Origin of the sequence: Haloarcula argentinensis DSM 12282, assembly GCA_000336895.1 — an archaeon.
In the GTDB taxonomy this organism is placed as follows: Archaea; Halobacteriota; Halobacteria; order Halobacteriales; family Haloarculaceae; genus Haloarcula; species Haloarcula argentinensis.
This window is the reverse complement of the sequence record AOLX01000027.1, coordinates 233,825-250,626: the sequence shown is the minus strand read 5'-3', so window position 1 is coordinate 250,626 and position 16,802 is coordinate 233,825. Positions and strand designations below refer to the sequence as shown.

18 protein-coding genes are annotated in these 16,802 nt (G+C 64.7%); 11 read left to right on the top strand and 7 right to left on the bottom strand.

Annotated elements, in window-relative coordinates; genetic code table 11:
* Positions 1 to 13: 13 nt before the first annotated feature.
* The 3 genes from C443_RS19185 to moaA are packed head-to-tail and all read right to left on the bottom strand — an operon-like array spanning position 14 to position 3,301.
* On the bottom strand, positions 14 to 1,027 hold the full coding sequence (locus C443_RS19185; protein WP_005538474.1) for a DHH family phosphoesterase: 1,014 nt from the start codon (positions 1,025 to 1,027) through the stop codon (positions 14 to 16).
* A 54-nt stretch (positions 1,028 to 1,081) separates the two neighbouring features.
* Complete coding sequence (locus C443_RS19180) at positions 1,082 to 2,167, bottom strand: putative sulfate/molybdate transporter (RefSeq protein ID WP_005538473.1); 1,086 nt, start codon at positions 2,165 to 2,167, stop codon at positions 1,082 to 1,084.
* A 51-nt stretch (positions 2,168 to 2,218) separates the two neighbouring features.
* Positions 2,219 to 3,301, bottom strand: a complete 1,083-nt coding sequence (moaA, locus tag C443_RS19175; RefSeq protein WP_005538472.1) for a GTP 3',8-cyclase MoaA — start codon at positions 3,299 to 3,301, stop codon at positions 2,219 to 2,221.
* Between the two features lie 106 nt (positions 3,302 to 3,407).
* On the opposite strand from moaA, the gene yqeC reads away from it, so the two are divergent.
* On the top strand, positions 3,408 to 4,127 hold the full coding sequence (gene yqeC / locus C443_RS19170; protein WP_005538471.1) for a selenium cofactor biosynthesis protein YqeC: 720 nt from the start codon (positions 3,408 to 3,410) through the stop codon (positions 4,125 to 4,127).
* Between the two features lie 27 nt (positions 4,128 to 4,154).
* On the opposite strand, the gene C443_RS19165 is transcribed toward yqeC, so the two are convergent.
* On the bottom strand, positions 4,155 to 4,760 hold the full coding sequence (locus C443_RS19165; RefSeq protein WP_005538470.1) for a molybdenum cofactor guanylyltransferase: 606 nt from the start codon (positions 4,758 to 4,760) through the stop codon (positions 4,155 to 4,157).
* Between the two features lie 86 nt (positions 4,761 to 4,846).
* Here C443_RS19165 and C443_RS19160 point away from each other — a divergent pair, with 86 nt between their 5' ends.
* Genes C443_RS19160 through C443_RS22260 form a run of 6 tightly spaced genes read left to right on the top strand, consistent with a single transcriptional unit; the run spans position 4,847 to position 8,376 of the window.
* Positions 4,847 to 6,619 carry an aldehyde ferredoxin oxidoreductase family protein gene (locus tag C443_RS19160; RefSeq protein WP_005538469.1) on the top strand — a complete coding sequence of 591 codons (1,773 nt, stop codon included), beginning with the start codon at positions 4,847 to 4,849 and terminating at the stop codon, positions 6,617 to 6,619.
* A complete protein-coding gene (locus tag C443_RS19155; protein ID WP_005538468.1) occupies positions 6,616 to 7,404 on the top strand; it encodes a DUF7124 domain-containing protein in 789 nt (262 codons plus the stop codon). The genes C443_RS19160 and C443_RS19155 overlap by 4 nt, the downstream gene beginning before the upstream one ends.
* A gap of 48 nt (positions 7,405 to 7,452) precedes the next feature.
* Complete coding sequence (locus tag C443_RS19150; RefSeq protein WP_005538467.1) at positions 7,453 to 7,719, top strand: hypothetical protein; 267 nt, start codon at positions 7,453 to 7,455, stop codon at positions 7,717 to 7,719.
* Positions 7,716 to 7,859, top strand: coding sequence for a hypothetical protein (locus C443_RS21850; RefSeq protein ID WP_005538466.1), 144 nt, complete (start codon positions 7,716 to 7,718; stop codon positions 7,857 to 7,859). Before C443_RS19150 ends, C443_RS21850 begins: the two co-directional genes overlap by 4 nt.
* Positions 7,856 to 8,200 (top strand): hypothetical protein, encoded by a 345-nt coding sequence (locus C443_RS19145; RefSeq protein ID WP_005538465.1) that lies wholly within the window; start codon positions 7,856 to 7,858, stop codon positions 8,198 to 8,200. Before C443_RS21850 ends, C443_RS19145 begins: the two co-directional genes overlap by 4 nt.
* Before the next feature lie 44 nt (positions 8,201 to 8,244).
* Entirely contained in the window at positions 8,245 to 8,376 is a 132-nt protein-coding gene (locus tag C443_RS22260) for a hypothetical protein (RefSeq protein ID WP_005538464.1), read from the top strand.
* Positions 8,377 to 8,430: 54 nt separating this feature from the next.
* On the opposite strand, the gene C443_RS19140 is transcribed toward C443_RS22260, so the two are convergent.
* Positions 8,431 to 9,648, bottom strand: coding sequence for a DUF7405 family protein (locus C443_RS19140; RefSeq protein ID WP_005538463.1), 1,218 nt, complete (start codon positions 9,646 to 9,648; stop codon positions 8,431 to 8,433).
* 96 nt (positions 9,649 to 9,744) lie between these two features.
* Between C443_RS19140 and C443_RS21845 the strand changes: the two genes are divergently transcribed.
* The 3 genes from C443_RS21845 to C443_RS19130 are packed head-to-tail and all read left to right on the top strand — an operon-like array spanning position 9,745 to position 10,395.
* Positions 9,745 to 9,894, top strand: coding sequence for a hypothetical protein (locus tag C443_RS21845; protein WP_005538461.1), 150 nt, complete (start codon positions 9,745 to 9,747; stop codon positions 9,892 to 9,894).
* Positions 9,894 to 10,169, top strand: a complete 276-nt coding sequence (locus tag C443_RS19135; protein ID WP_005538459.1) for a hypothetical protein — start codon at positions 9,894 to 9,896, stop codon at positions 10,167 to 10,169. The genes C443_RS21845 and C443_RS19135 overlap by 1 nt, the downstream gene beginning before the upstream one ends.
* Positions 10,162 to 10,395 (top strand): hypothetical protein, encoded by a 234-nt coding sequence (locus tag C443_RS19130; protein WP_005538457.1) that lies wholly within the window; start codon positions 10,162 to 10,164, stop codon positions 10,393 to 10,395. The genes C443_RS19135 and C443_RS19130 overlap by 8 nt, the downstream gene beginning before the upstream one ends.
* Before the next feature lie 7 nt (positions 10,396 to 10,402).
* Here the strand turns inward: C443_RS19130 and C443_RS19125 are convergent, their stop codons facing one another.
* Together C443_RS19125 and C443_RS19120 are read right to left on the bottom strand one after the other, a co-directional pair.
* Positions 10,403 to 11,029, bottom strand: coding sequence for a TorD/DmsD family molecular chaperone (locus C443_RS19125; RefSeq protein WP_005538455.1), 627 nt, complete (start codon positions 11,027 to 11,029; stop codon positions 10,403 to 10,405).
* Positions 11,026 to 13,161: a 4Fe-4S dicluster domain-containing protein gene (locus tag C443_RS19120; protein WP_005538454.1), complete on the bottom strand. Its 2,136-nt coding sequence runs from the start codon at positions 13,159 to 13,161 to the stop codon at positions 11,026 to 11,028. Before C443_RS19120 ends, C443_RS19125 begins: the two co-directional genes overlap by 4 nt.
* 233 nt (positions 13,162 to 13,394) lie before the next feature.
* On the opposite strand from C443_RS19120, the gene C443_RS19115 reads away from it, so the two are divergent.
* Positions 13,395 to 16,796 carry a formate dehydrogenase subunit alpha gene (locus C443_RS19115; protein ID WP_005538453.1) on the top strand — a complete coding sequence of 1,134 codons (3,402 nt, stop codon included), beginning with the start codon at positions 13,395 to 13,397 and terminating at the stop codon, positions 16,794 to 16,796.
* Positions 16,797 to 16,802 lie beyond the last annotated feature (6 nt).

Sequence of the window (16,802 nt, the reverse complement as noted above, 5' to 3'; positions counted from 1 at the left end):
CAGCAGACGCCGTTTAGCTCTCTTCCGAGAGGTTCAATCCAGCAAACAGCCGCGCCGAGATCACTTGCTCGACGATATCGACGAGGACGGCGTCGTCGCTCGTGTAGTCGGCGAAGATACCGAGCGGCACCTCGCCGCCAGCCATCTCGCGGTGGCCCCCTGCGCTCCCGACATCGCCCAGGGACTCGCTCAGAACATCACCGATGTTGACCCGGGAGTCCGTCGAGCGGGCGCTGAGCTGGATGGTGTCCTCGACGATACCGAAGACGATGGCCGTCTCGACGCCTTCAAGCGTCGCCAGGTAGTCGGCCGCTTGCGGGAGCGCGTCCCGTTCCCCCGTCCTGCCGACGTGCGATATCAACACTGAGCCCCTGACCGTCCGGTTCTCGATTGCGTCCGCGATGGCGTCGACGGTCGCGCCGCTGACAGATGGCGAGGAGAGCTGTCGCAACAGATCCGAATCGGCCGTTCCGGTCAGAAAACCGGCCGCGCCGTACTCGTCCGGCGTCACGCCGCGGAGGAACCCGAGCGTCTCCCGCCGGATGGCAAACAGCAACGCAGTTGCCAGCCGGTCGTCGAGTTCGATTTCGAGGTCCCGCAGGTATTCGGTCAGTATCGTCGCCGTCGCCCCGATCTCCACGCGGTGGTCGACGAACCGGGCGCTGATATCCTCGGCGGGATGGTGGTCGATGACGATGTCGACCGAGACATCTTCGGGAACCCGGTTGTTCGACCCCGGAATCGAGTGGTCGACGAAGGCGAGCAGTTCCGAGGATTCGCGGTCGGTCACGTCGGCCGCGTCGAACTCCCGGAGGTCCATCTCCAGCAGATTGACGAACGACCGGTTCTGCTGGTGTGATATCTCGCCGCTGTAGAGGATCCGCCGCTCGTCGATGCCGACGGCGGCCGCGATGCGACCGAGCGCGAGCGCGCTGGCCAGACAGTCGGGGTCGGGGTTGTTGTGACAGACGATGGTGAGAGAGTCGGCCTCTCCGAGTAGGTTTTCGAGTTCCGTTGCGGGGCGCATCTATCGGTCGACACTTCGGCCTCCTAATACAAGCGTGTGGGGGCAATCGCACCATCACAATCGAGCACGAAGCTGCTGGACGACGATACCGAGGACGAACGCGAGACCGAGGTTGACGAGCACGCCGAGGCCACCGATTGCAGCGACGACCGCCACGTCGTCCGCTTTGGAGACGCCGGTCCAGCCCAACTGGAGGGCGATCAACACCAGAATGACTCCGAGTAGGGCTGTCGGGTAGGCCGCGATGACGCCGACTGCGAGGAACGCGGTCAGCACGTAGCCCGCGCCGAGTATCAGATTCGCGCCGGACGTTCTGGCCCCGAAGGCGTACTTCCCGGCGACGCCGCCGCTCCCGTGACACATCGGGAACGCACCGAAAGGGACCGCGGCGAGGTTCATCAGCCCCATACTGTTCGAGAGCTGGTCCGCCGACACGTCCCGGTCGAAGTAGTCAGCGAGCAGGACCGACGTGGCGAGGGCGGCGTTGCCGACCGTGACCGCGATCTGGGCGAGGATGGCCTCCGCCGTCTGTGCCGACAGCGTCATGCTTGGGAGCATGAACATGGCGTCAACCGCTGGAACGGCCGGCGTCGGGATCCCGGTTTCCGCGAGGGCAATGCCAGCACCCAGGACGAAGACGGCGAAGGCGCTCTGGCCGCTGTAGCCCAGGAGTGCAAGGACGGCCACCACGCCGACGGCGACGGCCACGAGTCTCGGATCACTAACCCCGAGGTCGACACCCGTCTCCAGCAGGACCAGCGCGACGCCGAGTTGTACCCCACGAACGACGGTGTCATCGACGTACTGATTGACTGTTTCGAGCGACCGCGTGGTTCCGAGCGCGAGCAGTATGCCGGCCAGCAAAAGCCCCGCGACGACGAGTTCGCCGGTGGAGATGGTCCCGGCGATGACCAGCGCAGCGAAAGCCTTCATCGGCTCGACCGATATCGGAACACCGTAGTACAGCCCCCAGACGACCTGAAACACGCCGAACCAGACGAGCATGACCGGGAGCGACAGCTCCGTCAGCACGGCGACAGCCACGACGACCGGAAGCACCGTCGCCGAGTCCCCGATTGCGCCGGTCAGTTCATTCCACGACAGCGAAACCGTCGTCTGCTCGCGGAACGGGAAACTCATGACGGTCTAGATCGACGGCGAAACAGTGAGCGTGCCCGTCCGCGGTGGCCGCTACTCCGAGTACTCGTAGGGCGCACGGTCCCCGTCGGTGTCGATGTACTCCTCGTTTATCTCCCACTCGCCGTCCTCGGTTTCGACCATGTACTCGCCGTAGTAGGGGACGCGGGTGTCGACCGTCTCGCGGAACGCGGCCCGCATCGACTCCTTGGTCGTGCCGATGTCACGCAGGTCGTCGTTGCGGTTCAGACAGCCCTTGAGATAGCCGTCGTGGGTGAGCCGTACGCGGTGGCAGTTCGCACAGAAGTTCTCATTACCGACGGGGTCGACGATCTCGACCATCCCGCTGTTTTGATTGTTGACCGGCTCCGTCCGTATCCCGCCGTCGGACGCGGCCAGCGAAGTGGCAGTGCCATTGCTTTCGGCCGCCGCGTCACTGCTGTGTATCCAGTAGCGCTTGCGGTCGTGCATCTCACGATGTTCGACCGTGTCGGCGCGGTCCTCGAGCCAGTCGTGGACGCGGTCGATGTCGATGGCCCACTCCGGGTGGCCGGCCAGTTCCGGCATGTACTCGATGAGCTGGAGCTGGAGACCGGGGTTCTCGGCGACGTGATCGACCATCTTCGGGACGTAGCCCGCGGTGGGCTCGAAGACGACCATGTTGAGCTTCACGGGTTCGAGGCCGGCGTCCAGCGCTGCTTCGACGCCTTCGAGGACGCGGTCGTAGGCCCCGCTCTGAGTCAGTTCGGCGAAGGCCTCGCTGTCGAGGGCGTCCTGCGAGACGTTGACCCGCTCGAGGCCCGCGTCGACGAGGTCCGGGGCGCGGCCGGGGAGGAAGGTGCCGTTGGTCGTCATCGACACCTCCATCTCGTCCGGCGCGCGCCGGACGATCTCCTCGAGGTCCTCCCGGAGCATCGGCTCCCCGCCAGTGAACTTCACCGAGTCGACCCCGAACTCGGCGGCGACTTCGAGGAAGGCCACGATGGTGTCGGCAGAGAGTTCGTCGTCCTGTGCCTCCATCGGGCCCCGTGTGTCGCCCAGTCCCTCGTTGTGGCAGTAGACGCAGTCGAAGTTACACCGGTCGGTGAGGGAGACGCGGACACCGGAGACCTCGCGACCGAAGTCATCTTCGAGCATATCCTTGCTAACTGTTCACAGCACAGCCTCTTAAATGGCGTGACTGTTCCGGTTCTGTCGTCGGACACGGGGTAACGATTAACCAAATCACCGCCCTGCACTGCGTATGGACATCGTCGAAGCGCTGGACGCGCGACACGGGACCACCTGCTTCGTCGGCGCTGGGGGAAAGAAGACAACGATGGCAGCACTCGCAGCGCGACTGGAACGCGCAGTCGTCACCGCGACAGTCCGGATTCCGATTTTCGACGGCTGGGTCGCAGACGTTGTCGTGACGGAGACTCCACAGACAGCCATCGATACGGCGTCTACGTGGCCGCTGGGTGTTGTGCCAGTACAGGAGCGACCGGACCGCTACCGCGGCTACGACCCCGAAACCGTCGCCGACCTGGCTGACATCGGGCACCCGATTCTGGTGAAAGCCGACGGCGCGCGGATGCGGGAGTTCAAAGCGCCGAGCGACCGCGAGCCACAGCTCCCATCGACGGCTTCGACGGTCGTCCCCATCGCGAGCGCACACGTCGTCGGCGAACCGCTGACGGACGACATCGTTCACCGAGTCGACGAGGTCGCCGCGATTACAGGGCTCAACCCCGGCGACGAGATTCGACCGAGAGATGTTGCCGCGGTCCTTGCGAGCGACCAGGGCGGACTGAAAGACGTGCCAGCCGACGCGACCGCGGTTCCGCTGCTCAACATGGTCGACGACGAGGGACTCGAAGCGAGCGCGCGGGCCGTCGCCGAGACGATTCACGACCGAGTCGCCGTCCCGCGTGTCGTCCTCGCTGAGATGCGGAGCGACGACCCACTGGTGGCAGTCGTCTAAGTGCGAACCGACACGGCCCCCGCTCGTTCAGAACCGGTCGGCCGCGGCTTTGAACTCCTCGCGGGTGTTGAGGTTCTCGAACGTCTCTAGCGTGGTGTGTTCGAGTACGTCCTCGCGCTCGACGACGACGTAATCGAGGTCGAACAGCGGTTCGACGACCTTGTGCTCACCGCGTTCCAGCGCTCGCCGGCAGGCCACCTGCATCGCCTCGGCGTGGTACACCGCCTGTGTCGTCTGGAACCACTCGTCCGGGCGCGGCACTGCGGCCTCGTGGGACGCGGCCTGCTCGAACAGGTAGTCGATGAACGTCGGATCGACAAACGGCATATCGCAGGCCACCACGGCGGCGTACTCGCTGTCGACGGCCCCAAGCCCGGTCGCGATGCCCGCCATCGGCCCCTGGCCGGGGTCCTCATCGAGCGCGAACGTCGGGTCGAGCGCGTGGTCCGACAGCGCCGCGTCGATGGCCTCGACCTGGTCCTCCCGGCAGTTCACGACGAGTTCGTCGACGGCTTCCCTGAGGCAGTCGGCGACGCGCCGAATCATCGGCGTCCCAGCGAGGTCGGCGACGGCCTTGTTGCTATCGCCGAACCGCGTCGACCGGCCGCCTGCGACAATGACTCCAGCGCGCATATCCCGACTTCTCGGGGCTGGCGGAAAGGTGCTTCGTGCATGATTGGTGGGGATAATCCTTTAGTCGACAGACAGTGGAGTGAGGTATGATGACAGTAGCCAACCGGGACCGGATGCTCCACGTCGACCTGTCGTCGGCGTCGGTCGAGAGCCGTCCGGTTCCGGCGGCCTGGCGTCGCCAGTTCGTGGGTGGCAAGGGACTTGGCGCTCGATACCTCTACGACGAACTCGACGCCGGCACCGATCCGTTAGGCCCTGAAAACGTCCTGTTGTTCATGCTTGGGCCGGTTTCCGGACTGTTGCCGGGCGAGACGAGATATGCCGCGGTCACGAAGTCGCCGCTGACCGGCGGTTTCCTCGACTCGTACGCGGGCGGGACGTTCCCGGATACGCTGGCTGGCGCGTTGCAGGACCACGTTGGAGTTCTGGTCACCGGGCGCGCCCCGGAGCCGGTCACACTCGTCGTCGCGGACGACGGCGCGACGGTTGAACCCGCCGAGACGTGGGGCAAGGATACGGCTGAGACCGATGAAGCGTTCCCAGAGGCCGCGGTGGCGTGTATCGGTCCGGCGGGTGAGCAGAGCGTCGCGTTCGCGACAATCGCCTCCGACGGCGGCGAACACCACGCCGGCCGCGGCGGTGCCGGGGCAGTGATGGGCGCAAAACGGCTGAAAGCCGTCGTCGTCCGTGGCGAGCCGCCGACGGACCTCGCGGAGCTACGGGAGCAGTACGCACAGCGGTACCGCGAGGGCAACACCGGGCAGTGGCTCCACGCCAGCGGAACCGTCGAGACGGTCGATTTCGCCAACGAGGTCGGCGCGCTCTCGACGCGTGGCTGGGAGGACGGGCAGTTCGAGGGGACCGACGGCGTCGGCATCGAGGCCGTGCAGGAACTCGCCGCAGGCCGAGAGTACGACGACGACGGGAGCCCGGGCGGCTTCCGTGTCCAGACCGAGGACGGCGAGACTATCCCTCGCGGGGCGACGGCAATGAGTCTCGGGGCCGGGCTCGGCATCGACGACTTCGACGCCGTGGCAGCGCTCGGTGAGACGTGCAACCGACTGGGTCTAGACCTCATCAGCGCCGGGAGCGCCGTCGCGTGGGCCATCAAGGCCAGCGACGCCGGCCTGCTCGACAAATCCTTCGAGTACGGGAGTCCCGAGGATGCGCGGGCGCTCCTCGAAGAAATCGTCGCACGGGAAACGCCGCTCGGCAACGCCCTGGCTGACGGCGTCGACGCGGCCTCGGCTCGTCTTGGCGGGGACGACCTCCTGCCGACGATCAAGGCCATGGAACTGCCCGCCTACGACCCCCGCGGCGCGCGGAGCATGGCACTTGCGTACGCGACCAGCGATCGCGGGGCCTGTCACCGGCGGGCGCTCCCCATCGAGCGGGAAGCCTTCGACGGTGACTGGAGTCCCGAGCGGGCGGCCGCAGCCGTCATCCGCGAACAGGACCAGCGCTCGGCGCTGTGGTGTCTCGTCGTCGACGACTTCGTCGGCGACGTGTTCGACGACCTCGGCGCGGAGTGGCTCGACGCTATCGGCCTCGACACGGACGGCGACCTCGCCACCGTGGGCGAGCGCGTCTGGACGCTCACGCGCCTGTTCAACGTTCGCGAGGGTATCTCGCGGGCCGACGACGAACTCCCGGCGAAACTGCAGGAACCGCTCGACTCAGGCCCGAACGCGGGCGCGGCAATCGACGCCGAGTCCTTCGATACGATGCTCGACGCCTACTACAGCCAGCGGGGCTGGGACGCCGACGGCTGCCCCACACCCGAGACCATCGAGCGACTCGGCCTCACGGATGCCGTCGACCGAGCGACACGACCAGCGGACACGACACTCGGAGAATGACAGACGAAATCGACCTTGATGAACTCGACGTACAGGACGACGAAGAGACGCCGAACAGGGGCGACTGGTTCTGGAGCGGGGAGGGCGACCCCGAGGACGAACCCGACCCCGGAGCGACTGGGACCGAATCGGTGCGGCCTGACAGCGACGCCGAGGCTGGGGGTCCAGATGCGGCCGCACGTGCGAGTCCCGACGCAGACACTGGTGGCGGGGGGAACGGCGGGGATGCCGCCAGCGCGGACCCCGGAGGCCAGACGGTCCCCCACGTCCCGCGAGAGAACAAGGACAAGCCGGTCGGCATCCCGACGGACAGCGGCGGCGCGGGCGGGGCGGCCGCGACTGACACTGACCCGGCCTCGAACGTCGCCAAAGATCCCGCCGCTGGCGAGGAGTCTGTCGAGGCGAGCGGCCCGCACGGCGGCGGCATCGACGACATGACGATGGCCGTGACCTACGACGCGGCCCGACAGTTCGCCGACCCGCAAGTGGTCTTCCGAGAGGCGCGGGCGTGGGCCGACTGGGTCGGTATCGTCGGCGACGTGGATGCGTTCGTCATCAACAAGTTCCAGCGCGACAACGGCATCGACGCCGACTTCTTCAGCGGCGCGGGGCAGGAACCGGCCGAACGGCTTGCCGACATCGACGAGCACTCCATGTTCTACGCCGAGCGGATGGTCGTCGTGGGCCGCCCGGACGACGAGCCGATTGCAGAGCGGACTGGCTGGGAGTTCGTCCCGCTCGCCGACGCCGCCGAGAAAGCGGACTGGGACCTCGTCGACGGGTGACGCCGTATATTTATAATGCTTGCTGGTCTTTGTCATACACGAACGACAATGACACTCCGAACCGCGGTCCAACAGTCGAAGATACTCACATTCGTGGTACTGGGGGCCTTCGTCTGGCTGTTACTGACACTGTTCGAAGTCGCGTCGACCGTTGACCTCATGACCGGAACGACCTCATTCGTCGGCCAGAACGCGCTGGGCGGGATCGCCGGCGTGCTTGTGTTGACCATCGTTCTCGGGGCCCTCGTGGTGCTGTACTCCGAGATTACCGAGTCAGACCCGGCCCCACAGTCGTGGCCCCCATCCGAAGAATGACGTACTACAGCTGTGAGGAATGCGGGCAGATGATAGACCTCTCGGCGTTCGAGGGGAAGCCGCGCCGGCAGGCGTGTCCGGTGTGTGAGGAGACGACACTGTGGACGCCCGAGTTCGAGGGCAAGGGGGTGTCGTTTTGACGCTCACCTTCGAGGTAAGCGACCGCCTGTACGAGGCCGCCCAGGAGTGGGCCGACCGGCGATTAGAGGACATCGACGAGGCGATGGAAACCAAAGTCGAGCAGGCGTTACTGGAGATCGAACATCTCGTCTCCCAGTCCCACGACGTTGCGTTCGAGGTCGACGGCCGCGAGATACGGTACGAACCGACTGAGGAACTGGCCGCGTTGCTCCGTCGACAGGCCGAAGAGAGCGGGATCGACGAGAGTACGGCCCTGAAGATGCACGTCGACCTCTACGCCAACGCGTTCCTCGATGACGTGACGGACGAGCAGAAACCACCGGGGACGCCGTCTGAGTGACGGCACCAAAACTTAAGCCCGGCCACTGCGACAGTTGATATACAATGGCACACGAATCAACTGAGTGGAAGCCCCAAGGTGCGACAGAGACGTTCAACGGTTTCGAGGTTTGGGACCACGGTGTCTGGCCAGGTGACGTGAACCAGAACGACACGACGAACGACGACGAGCAGTGACCTGCTGTCGGGTACGCGCCGCTTTTTCCATCTGAGCCGATGCGTGAGCGAGAGCTACGGGGCCGGGAAGGCCCGTTTGTCACGCGGCGGGACGTAGAAGTTCGAGCGTGACGCGACTTCGATGAATTCCAGCAGCCCGTTGTTCTGCCGGTCCCGGAGTTCCTCGTGTTCTTCCCGGAGCCACCAGCCGTTCATCGCGTCCCGGACTTCCTCGAAATCACGCGGGCGTGCCTGGAGCGAGAGGAAGTGAATCCCGGCCTGACCGCCGTCGATCGTGTTGAAGTCCCGCCGGAGGATAATCGGCTCCCCGTCTTTGCGGGCGCGGGCGACCTTCTCGAAGTGACCGACCGCTCCCTCGCTGCTCGCGTGCTCGCGAACCATGTCGGCGAAGGGGAGGTCACCTCTGTCGATGTCCTCCGGAGAGAACTCTGCCGAGAACAGCCGCCGGACGCGGTCGGACTGGGCAAGTTCCCACCAGTTGTCGAAGGCCTCGTTGATTCGCGAGAGGTGTATTGTAGTCCCGCCGGCGTAGGGGCCGTCGTCGATGGTGACGCGGTCCTCGCTGGCCTGCGTGCCGGCCCGGCCGGCAAAAAAGCCGGAGAACATGTAGGACTCCTCGGGGATATCTGCGGGGACGCCTTCTGCGTCGGCGTGGGCCGCCGGGAGTCCCCCACCGATGAATCCGCCGCGACGGTCGACGATGGAGAACACGTCGCCGAGTCGGCTCTGGATCTCCGCCTCCGCGAGCGTCGGCCGCGTGTCGAACATCGCTGACTCGGCGGCTGTGAGGTTCGACGGAACGTCGCTCGCAAGAACGAGCATCGCGTCGAAAGACTGCAGGCCGGGGTCGTCCGTCCGGGAGAGGACCTGCGGGCTGCGTATCGGCGAGGAGCTCAGCGACCCGTAGGTCTCGAAGTAACTCGTCCCCCAGGCGAGCATGTGCAGGAGTCCCCCGCTGTCGAACTCGTAGGCGTCTTCCAGTGTCCGCATCGCCAGCTCGACGGTCTCTGCGGCCGCGTCCGACGGTTCCGTATCAAGATCCAGCATGAACAGCCGGAAGTGACGGGGGAGCAGGTCGTTGCCGGCGGCGTCGCTCCGAAGCCGCTCGTTCCAGGCGTGTTGCCGTATCGGGAGTTCGTCGGCCCGCGGGTTCGGCTCGAGGTCACCCGTCGGCGACTCCGCTTGCCTGGCCAGCAGGGACGAACAGCCGCTGAGACCGGCCGCTCCAGTGAGTGCGGAGAGTCGAAGCAGCAGCCCGCGGCGCGAAGTCATGGTATACTATCACAGGGGTGGGGCTACGTGGAGAAAAACTTTGTCTCAAGATAACAGGTCGCAATGGTTTTTATTTGGCAGTCCGTACCACATTCCATGTTAACTACACTTATTCATGCCAAATCGGGGCTGGACCTCCCGTTTCCACCCGACACCGGCGCAGCGGTCCTCGGCGTCGGGCTGGTCATTCTCGCCGTCATCACGTACGATATCTATCAGCAGCACTGGACCGGAGAGGGTACCTGATGGCCACCGAGCAATCGAACTCCCGGCTGACCGCCGTCTCACTCCTCGGATATCTTCGGATTCTGGTCTACACCCTCGCTACGCTGCTGGCGCTGTCACTGCTTGTCGTCGGCACGATCGGCCTCATCGCCGAACTCAAAGGGAGCTGGCACTGGCAGATTCACCTCGAATCGACCATCAGCTTCATCGGTCTATTCGTCAGCCGTCTGCTGGTCGTCCTCGTCCCGCTCTACGTGGTCCTCGTCGTCGGTCGGCGGGTGGTCCCCGATGCGTAAGCGACTGCGTGCGAATCCCTTCGGCGTCGTCGCGGTCGCCTCGGTCACACTCCTGTGCGTGCTGGTCGCGGGCGCGGGAGCCGTCGCGGTCATCGCACGGTCGGTCCACTCCTGGCGTTCGCTCTTTTTCATGGAACAGGCCATGGCGTTCCTACTGCCTGCGGTGAAGGTTCTGATGGTCGTTGGGCTCGTCGCCAGCGTGGGGCTCGTGCTCCGAATCCGGTAGCGCCCTGCTACCCGATCTGCGCGACAATCTCGTCCTCGAAGCGGACGAGCCCCTCGAAAATGAGCGCCGCTGCGAGGAACAGCCCCTCGTCGGCTTCTTCGCGCATCTCGTCAGTGAAGTCGACGACCCACTCGCTGAGATGTTGCTCGATGAACACCCGTTCGTAGCCGACCGTCTCCTCGTCGCCCTCGCGCTGGCGTTCGATGAGATATCGCAGGAACGCCATCTCGACGGCGATGAAGTCGTCTTCCTCGGGGTAGTCCTCGGGCGGTGACCACCCCGCCGCGGCGTAGCTGGCATCGACCTCAGCGAGTCCCTCGCCGATGAACTCCGTGTCCTCGCGGTAGTTCGTCTCGTGAGGCAACACCGGCGGTCGCGGGCCGACAAGCAGGTTCGTGTACTCCCGTTCGAGGTCGTCCTGCACCACCGAGACTGATCGGTCGGCGTTCCCGTCGATCCACGCCTCGAGCATCTCGAAGCCCTCGTCGAGCTGGTCGTTGATGGACTCTTCCGGCAGTTGCACCTCGCCGCTCAACAGCCGCTCGACGAACGCTTCCTCGGGCACGTCCCAGAATACGTCGATGACGAAATCCACCAGTTCGAGGCGGGCCTCGTAGACAGCCGCGTCGTTCATCGTTTCTCCCCCTGGTCGAACAGCAGACGACTCCGGCAGTCGCTACAGTACTCAAAGACGGAGTGGTCGGCGTCGGGAGCCAGCCCCTCGACCTGGTCGCCGACCTCCGCCTCGATTTTATCGGCGGAAGCCACGCTGGTGAACGGTTTGCCACAGCGGACGCATTCCAGCATGTCGCCCTCGTGGACGGTCGTCCAGGCCTCGCCGCCGCGGTTCTCGGGAAGCAGGGAGAGGTCCAGCCCGTCGTGCATCGTAATTGCCGTCTCCGGACAGCCTTCCTCACAGAGGCCGCAGTTGACGCAGTCCGCGTGGTTGAACGCCAGTTCGCCCTCACCGGTCCGCTGGATGGCGTCGGTCGGACAGAGGTTCGTACAGGTCGGCGTCAGCGTACACGCGTCGTTCACGTCCATGACCCCGAAGTCTTTCAGCCCACGAATCACCTCGCGTTCGGGCTCCACGTGGTCGAGGATGGTTCGAACGCTCTCCAGCGTCCAGCCGTGACTGTCGAACTCGGGGTTGGGGCGGGGCTCCTCACGGTCGGTGTCGCTGCGGCCGGTCGCCTCGTAGCCGCCGGCTGGTATCGGCGTCTTGTCGAGCCCGAACTCGACGAACCCGGACAGCGACTCGACGAACGCCTCGGGGTTGCCGGCCTCGGGCACAAAGAAGCCGACCCGGTCACCGAGCCCAAGGTCAGTTGTCGCCTGATTGAGCCGGTCGACTAGCTCTTGCTTGGGGTCCGGGCCGGAGTGCAGACACGAGCCGCCACAGCCGACGACGGCGACGCCGTCCGCACCGGCCGCAAGCGCGTGCATGACGTGGGCCTCGCCGACCGTGTCCGTGCAGTTGACCGAAACCGGAAGGATAGGCGGGTAGTCGAGGTCGCCTGACTGCACGGCCTTGCGTCCGTGCGCGCGGAGCCGTTCGGCGGCATACTCCGAGCAGACGAACGCGACGACCTGCGTGTCGATACCTGCGCTGTCGCCCCGCGAAAACAAGTCCTCATCCGTGTCGTCTTCCAGCAGCGCCTCGACTTCGGGGGCGAGCCGTCGGTTCGATGGCTCGCGGAGCTGTGTTGCGCCTGTCGGACAGGCGCTCGTGCAGGCCCCGCAGTTCTCGCAGGCCACTTCGTCGAACTCCACGGAATCGATAGTCGGCCGGTCGACCGCGCCGTGGGGGCAGGCGTCGACGCAGGCCGTACACCCCTCCTGGCTGGACGCGCCGGCCGCACAGACATCCATTTCGAGGTCGAGGAACTGCGGTTTCTCGATGCCGCCCAGTTGCGATTCGACTGCGGCAATGGTTCCGGCGTCGACTGGTCCGGTGTAGAAGCCAAGCCGGCCGCCGCGGGCGTCGTCGCGGCCCCCGGGGTAGATGACCTGGTCGACTTCGATAGTATTGGTGACGCCGTCCAGGTCGATAGCGTCGGTCGGGCAGGTGTTCGTCCACTCGCCGTCGGGCGCGTCCGGATGGATGTCGACGGGGAACTCGGTCACCATTCCGTCCGGCCCCTCTCGAACGCAGTCCATGCAGTCGATGCAGTCGTCGGTGACGCGGGCTTCCAGCGTGAGTTCGTACTCGCCGTAGGAGCCGTCGATATCCACGACGCGCCCGCGCTCCATCGTCACGTCGCCGAGCCCTTCCACGTCGGCGAACTCCCGCCCATCCGCGATAAACGTCACGGCGGCGTCGTCGGTCAGCGACCGCGCCGCGCCGGGGTCACCCACGACAGCAACGCGGTTGCCGGCGTCTTTCGACACCGTCCGCGATGGCGCTTCCTCGCGAAGCCCCGCCCGGGTTGCGTTGATAAGGCGGGCCGTTTTGTCGGTTGCCGCCGCCTCGTCGTGGACCCAGGCGTTGGTCTCCCGGTGGTCGACGAACACCGATGCCTCGGGATGGAGGTCGTGTTCGTCGGCAAGCCCGCGAATGCGGTCCTGACACGACGGCTCCGGCGTCGTTGCGATGACCTGATCGAGATCGTACTCCTCGATGACCTGTGACATCCCCGCCAAGCCGTCCTGACAGAGCAGTTCGGAACTGGCGACAACATCGACATCGTTGACACCGTCCCGAACCGCTTCGAGGTCGATGTCACACGATCCCCCACAGGAACACACAAAGGCGCCTGTATTCATTAATCATGCAAAATCCTGTCCCAGTAATAGACCTTGCGGAGTGTTCACACATCTATTCATGAATTCAACCCTAAATACTGGGGAGGCCAGAAAATTTCATGAACTATAATGGCTAACTATGACACATTTTATCATGGAGGGAATTGAATTTGTGCAACGGCTAGATAGACAATGACAAACCAGATCTCGTGGCAAACACGGACAGCATCGGTAATGGGTGGGCACCATTCACCATGAGTACACAACAGGAACCAGTCTCACTGGATCTCGACCGGCGCTCGTTCATGAAGGCGAGCGCCCTCGCGGGCGGGGTCGCGCTCGGCGTTAGCGGCGCTGGTCGGGCACTCCAGGAGGACGGCGAGGAAACGGACGGGACAGACACGGACACCGAACTGACCAAGACGATCTGCAACTACTGCTCGGTGGGCTGTGGCTTCCGTGGTGAGCGGGAGGGTAATTCCTTCGTCGGCATGGAGCCGTGGCATGAACACCCAATAAATGCCGGGTCGCTCTGCTCGAAAGGGGCCGGCATATACGAGACCGAACACTCCGAGAAGCGTCTCAAACACCCGATGATACAGGAGGACGGGGAGTGGCGCAAACTCGGGTGGAACGAAACGTACGACCGTCTGGCGACAGACATCCGGGCCCTGTGGCCCGACGACGACACCTCTCCGGACGAGGCTGTCGACGTCGACGCGGAGCACAGTCGCGAGAGCGTGATGTTGCTCGGCAGCGCCCATCACTCTAACGAGGAGGCCTACGCCATCAGGAAGCTGGCGGCGTTTATGGGTACGAACAACATCGACCACCAGGCCCGTATCTGTCACTCTACGACAGTCACGGGACTGGCAAACACTTGGGGCTACGGCGCGATGACAAACACTGTTCAGGACTACCGGAACTTCGACCTGAACATCATCATCGGCCAGAACCCGGCTGAGGCACACCCCATCGCGATGCAGCACATTCTCGAAGGGCAGAAACGGGGCGGAACCATCCTCAATCTGGACCCGCGGTTCACGAAGACATCAGCCCACGCCGACGAGTTCATGCGGTTCCGTCCGGGCACCGACGTGGCTCTGATGATGGGGATCATCAAAGAGCTCCGTGACAAGCACGGGCTCGCGATGGACCCCGACGCGGACGAAAGTGGGCAGAATATGCTCACTGACCGCGTCCAGGGCTGGGAAGACGTCGACGCGGAACTCGACGAGTACGACAAGGAGACGGTCGAGGAAATCACGTGGGTGTCCGCCGAGGACATCGAGCGCATCGCCGACATGATCGACGAGGCCCGACCACACGTCCAGATCGAGTGGGCGATGGGCGGGACACAGCACAACAACGGGACCCAGAACATCCGCTCGTACGCGGTGGCAAGCCTCGCCTCCGGGAGTGCGGCCCGGAGCGGTGGCGGGCTGCAGGTCATGCGCGGACACGCGAACGTTCAGGGAGCGACCGACCTCGCGGTCGCCAGCCACATCCTGCCGGGGTATTACGGTCTGTCACCGGGTGGCTGGTCATGGTGGGCTGAAATCTGGGACCGGACCCCAGAGACCAGCGGCGACACGTCGTTTGCGGATATGTACAACCGGTTCGAGGTGATGTCGCCGGAGAAGTACGTCCGCCAGAGCCCGACCTACGAAGGGAGTGAGGACGCGGATTCGCTGCCACCGAACACCGCCCACGGGCCGAACAACCCGGCGGAGAACTCGATGATGTTCCAGAACGGGCTGACCGTGGCCCGCTGGTTCGAATCGGCGCTTGATCAGGAAGACCGGTATCAGGAAACGCCGATCTACCAGCCCGACCAGACGAAAATCGCGGTCTTCTGGGGGCACTCGGCGAACTCCATCAGCGAGATGGAGCAGATGAAAGAGGGGATGGAGAACCTCGACCTGCTCGTCGTCGTCGACGTGTTCCCTTCGGTGGCAAGCGTCCTGCCGGATTACGAGGACGGACCGCCGGTACTGCTGTTGCCGGCGTCTAGCCAGTACGAGCACTACCGGTCGCTGACCAACACGAACCGGTCGGTCCAGTGGTCCGAACCGGTCCGCTCGCCGGCACACAACTCCAAGCCGGACCTCCAGATCATGCAGGAACTGGCTGGCTATCTGGGCTTTGGCGAACACTTTGACTGGGGCGCGGGCTCGGAGCTATACAACGGGAAGTCCTCATACGAGGGCGTCGTCCGCGAGTTCAACCTCGGGACGAACACTATCGGCTACCGGCAGACACCCGAACGGCTCCAGCAACATCTGGAGTACGACTACGCGTTCTCCAACGAGGACCTCAAAGGGGCCGAAGGAACGCCTGTGGCGGGCGAATACTGGATGCTCCCCTGGCCGTGCTGGGGCGAAGACCATCCGGGGACGCCGATTATCTGGAACGACGATCTGGACCCCAACAACGGGGGTCAGGACTTCCGGACCCGCTGGGGCGTCTCGGCACCCACGCCTGAAGACTGGGCCGATATGCCGACAGACGACGACTACCCGATGCAGGAGACGCTCGACGCTGTCGGCGACCGCTACGAGAGTCAGGAGGAAGCGCTCGATCTGACCCGGGCACCGTACAACCCCGCATGGGCCGACGACGACGACACGGCTGCGGACGGCATGATCCACGGCATCCCGGAGTACCCTGGCTGGAAGGTGACGCCGCCACAGAGCCTCATCGACCCGACCCAGGAGGTACAGCCGGACGAACTCACCATCCCGCAACAGTACGCACTCGACAACCAGGAGTCGGTGTACACCGCCGCGCAGGCGCTGAACAACCCCGACACCGGGAGCGCAGTGTTCGACGAGTACCTTGAAACGATGATCGGGGAAGGCGTCGACCCCGAATTCTACGAGCAGTACGACTTCAGCCAGCCCGATGCGCCCACGGGACGGGGCCGGGCGCGAGCCGTGGTCTGGAGCTTCCTCGACAAGGTACCGGTCCACCGCGAGCCAATCGAGGGGCCGGACACGGAACTGCTGAACGAGTGGCCGGCCAACGGTCAGCAGCGGAACTTCTACCGGCTCGACCAGAACAACCTCGTCGAGCAGGAACGGGCCACGGACATCATCCACAATCAGGACGACGGCCCGGACCTAGACACGATAATGACCAGCGGGCGGCAGGTCGAACACCAGGGCGGCGGTGCGGAGACGCGGAACAACATCCACACCGCTGACCTCCAGCCGCACATGTACGCGGAGATAACGCCGAACAAGGCTGAGGAACTCGGCGTCGACGGCGGTGACCTTGTCGTCATCTCCTCGACGGACCGTGGATCTGTGCTGGTGAAAGCCCGCGTGACGGACCGGCCGAACGACCGAGAAGTGTTCCTGCCGTACCACTGGGGCGGCGTGTTCAAAGGCGAGAGTCTGGAGGACAAGTACCCTGACGGGCACGTTCCCTACGCTATCGGGGACTCAGCGAACGCCATCACGTCTCGCGGCTACGACGTTGAAACCCAGATGCAGGAGACGAAAGTATCGATGGTCGCGGTCAACCCGGCGACGCCGGAGGTACTGGACCGGTACAATATTGACGTGGACCTCGACTTCGACTTCCCGCAGGACGTGAACGACGTCGGGACACAGAAGGACTTCGACGTCCGTGACAACTCGACGGTGCAATGAGGTGAG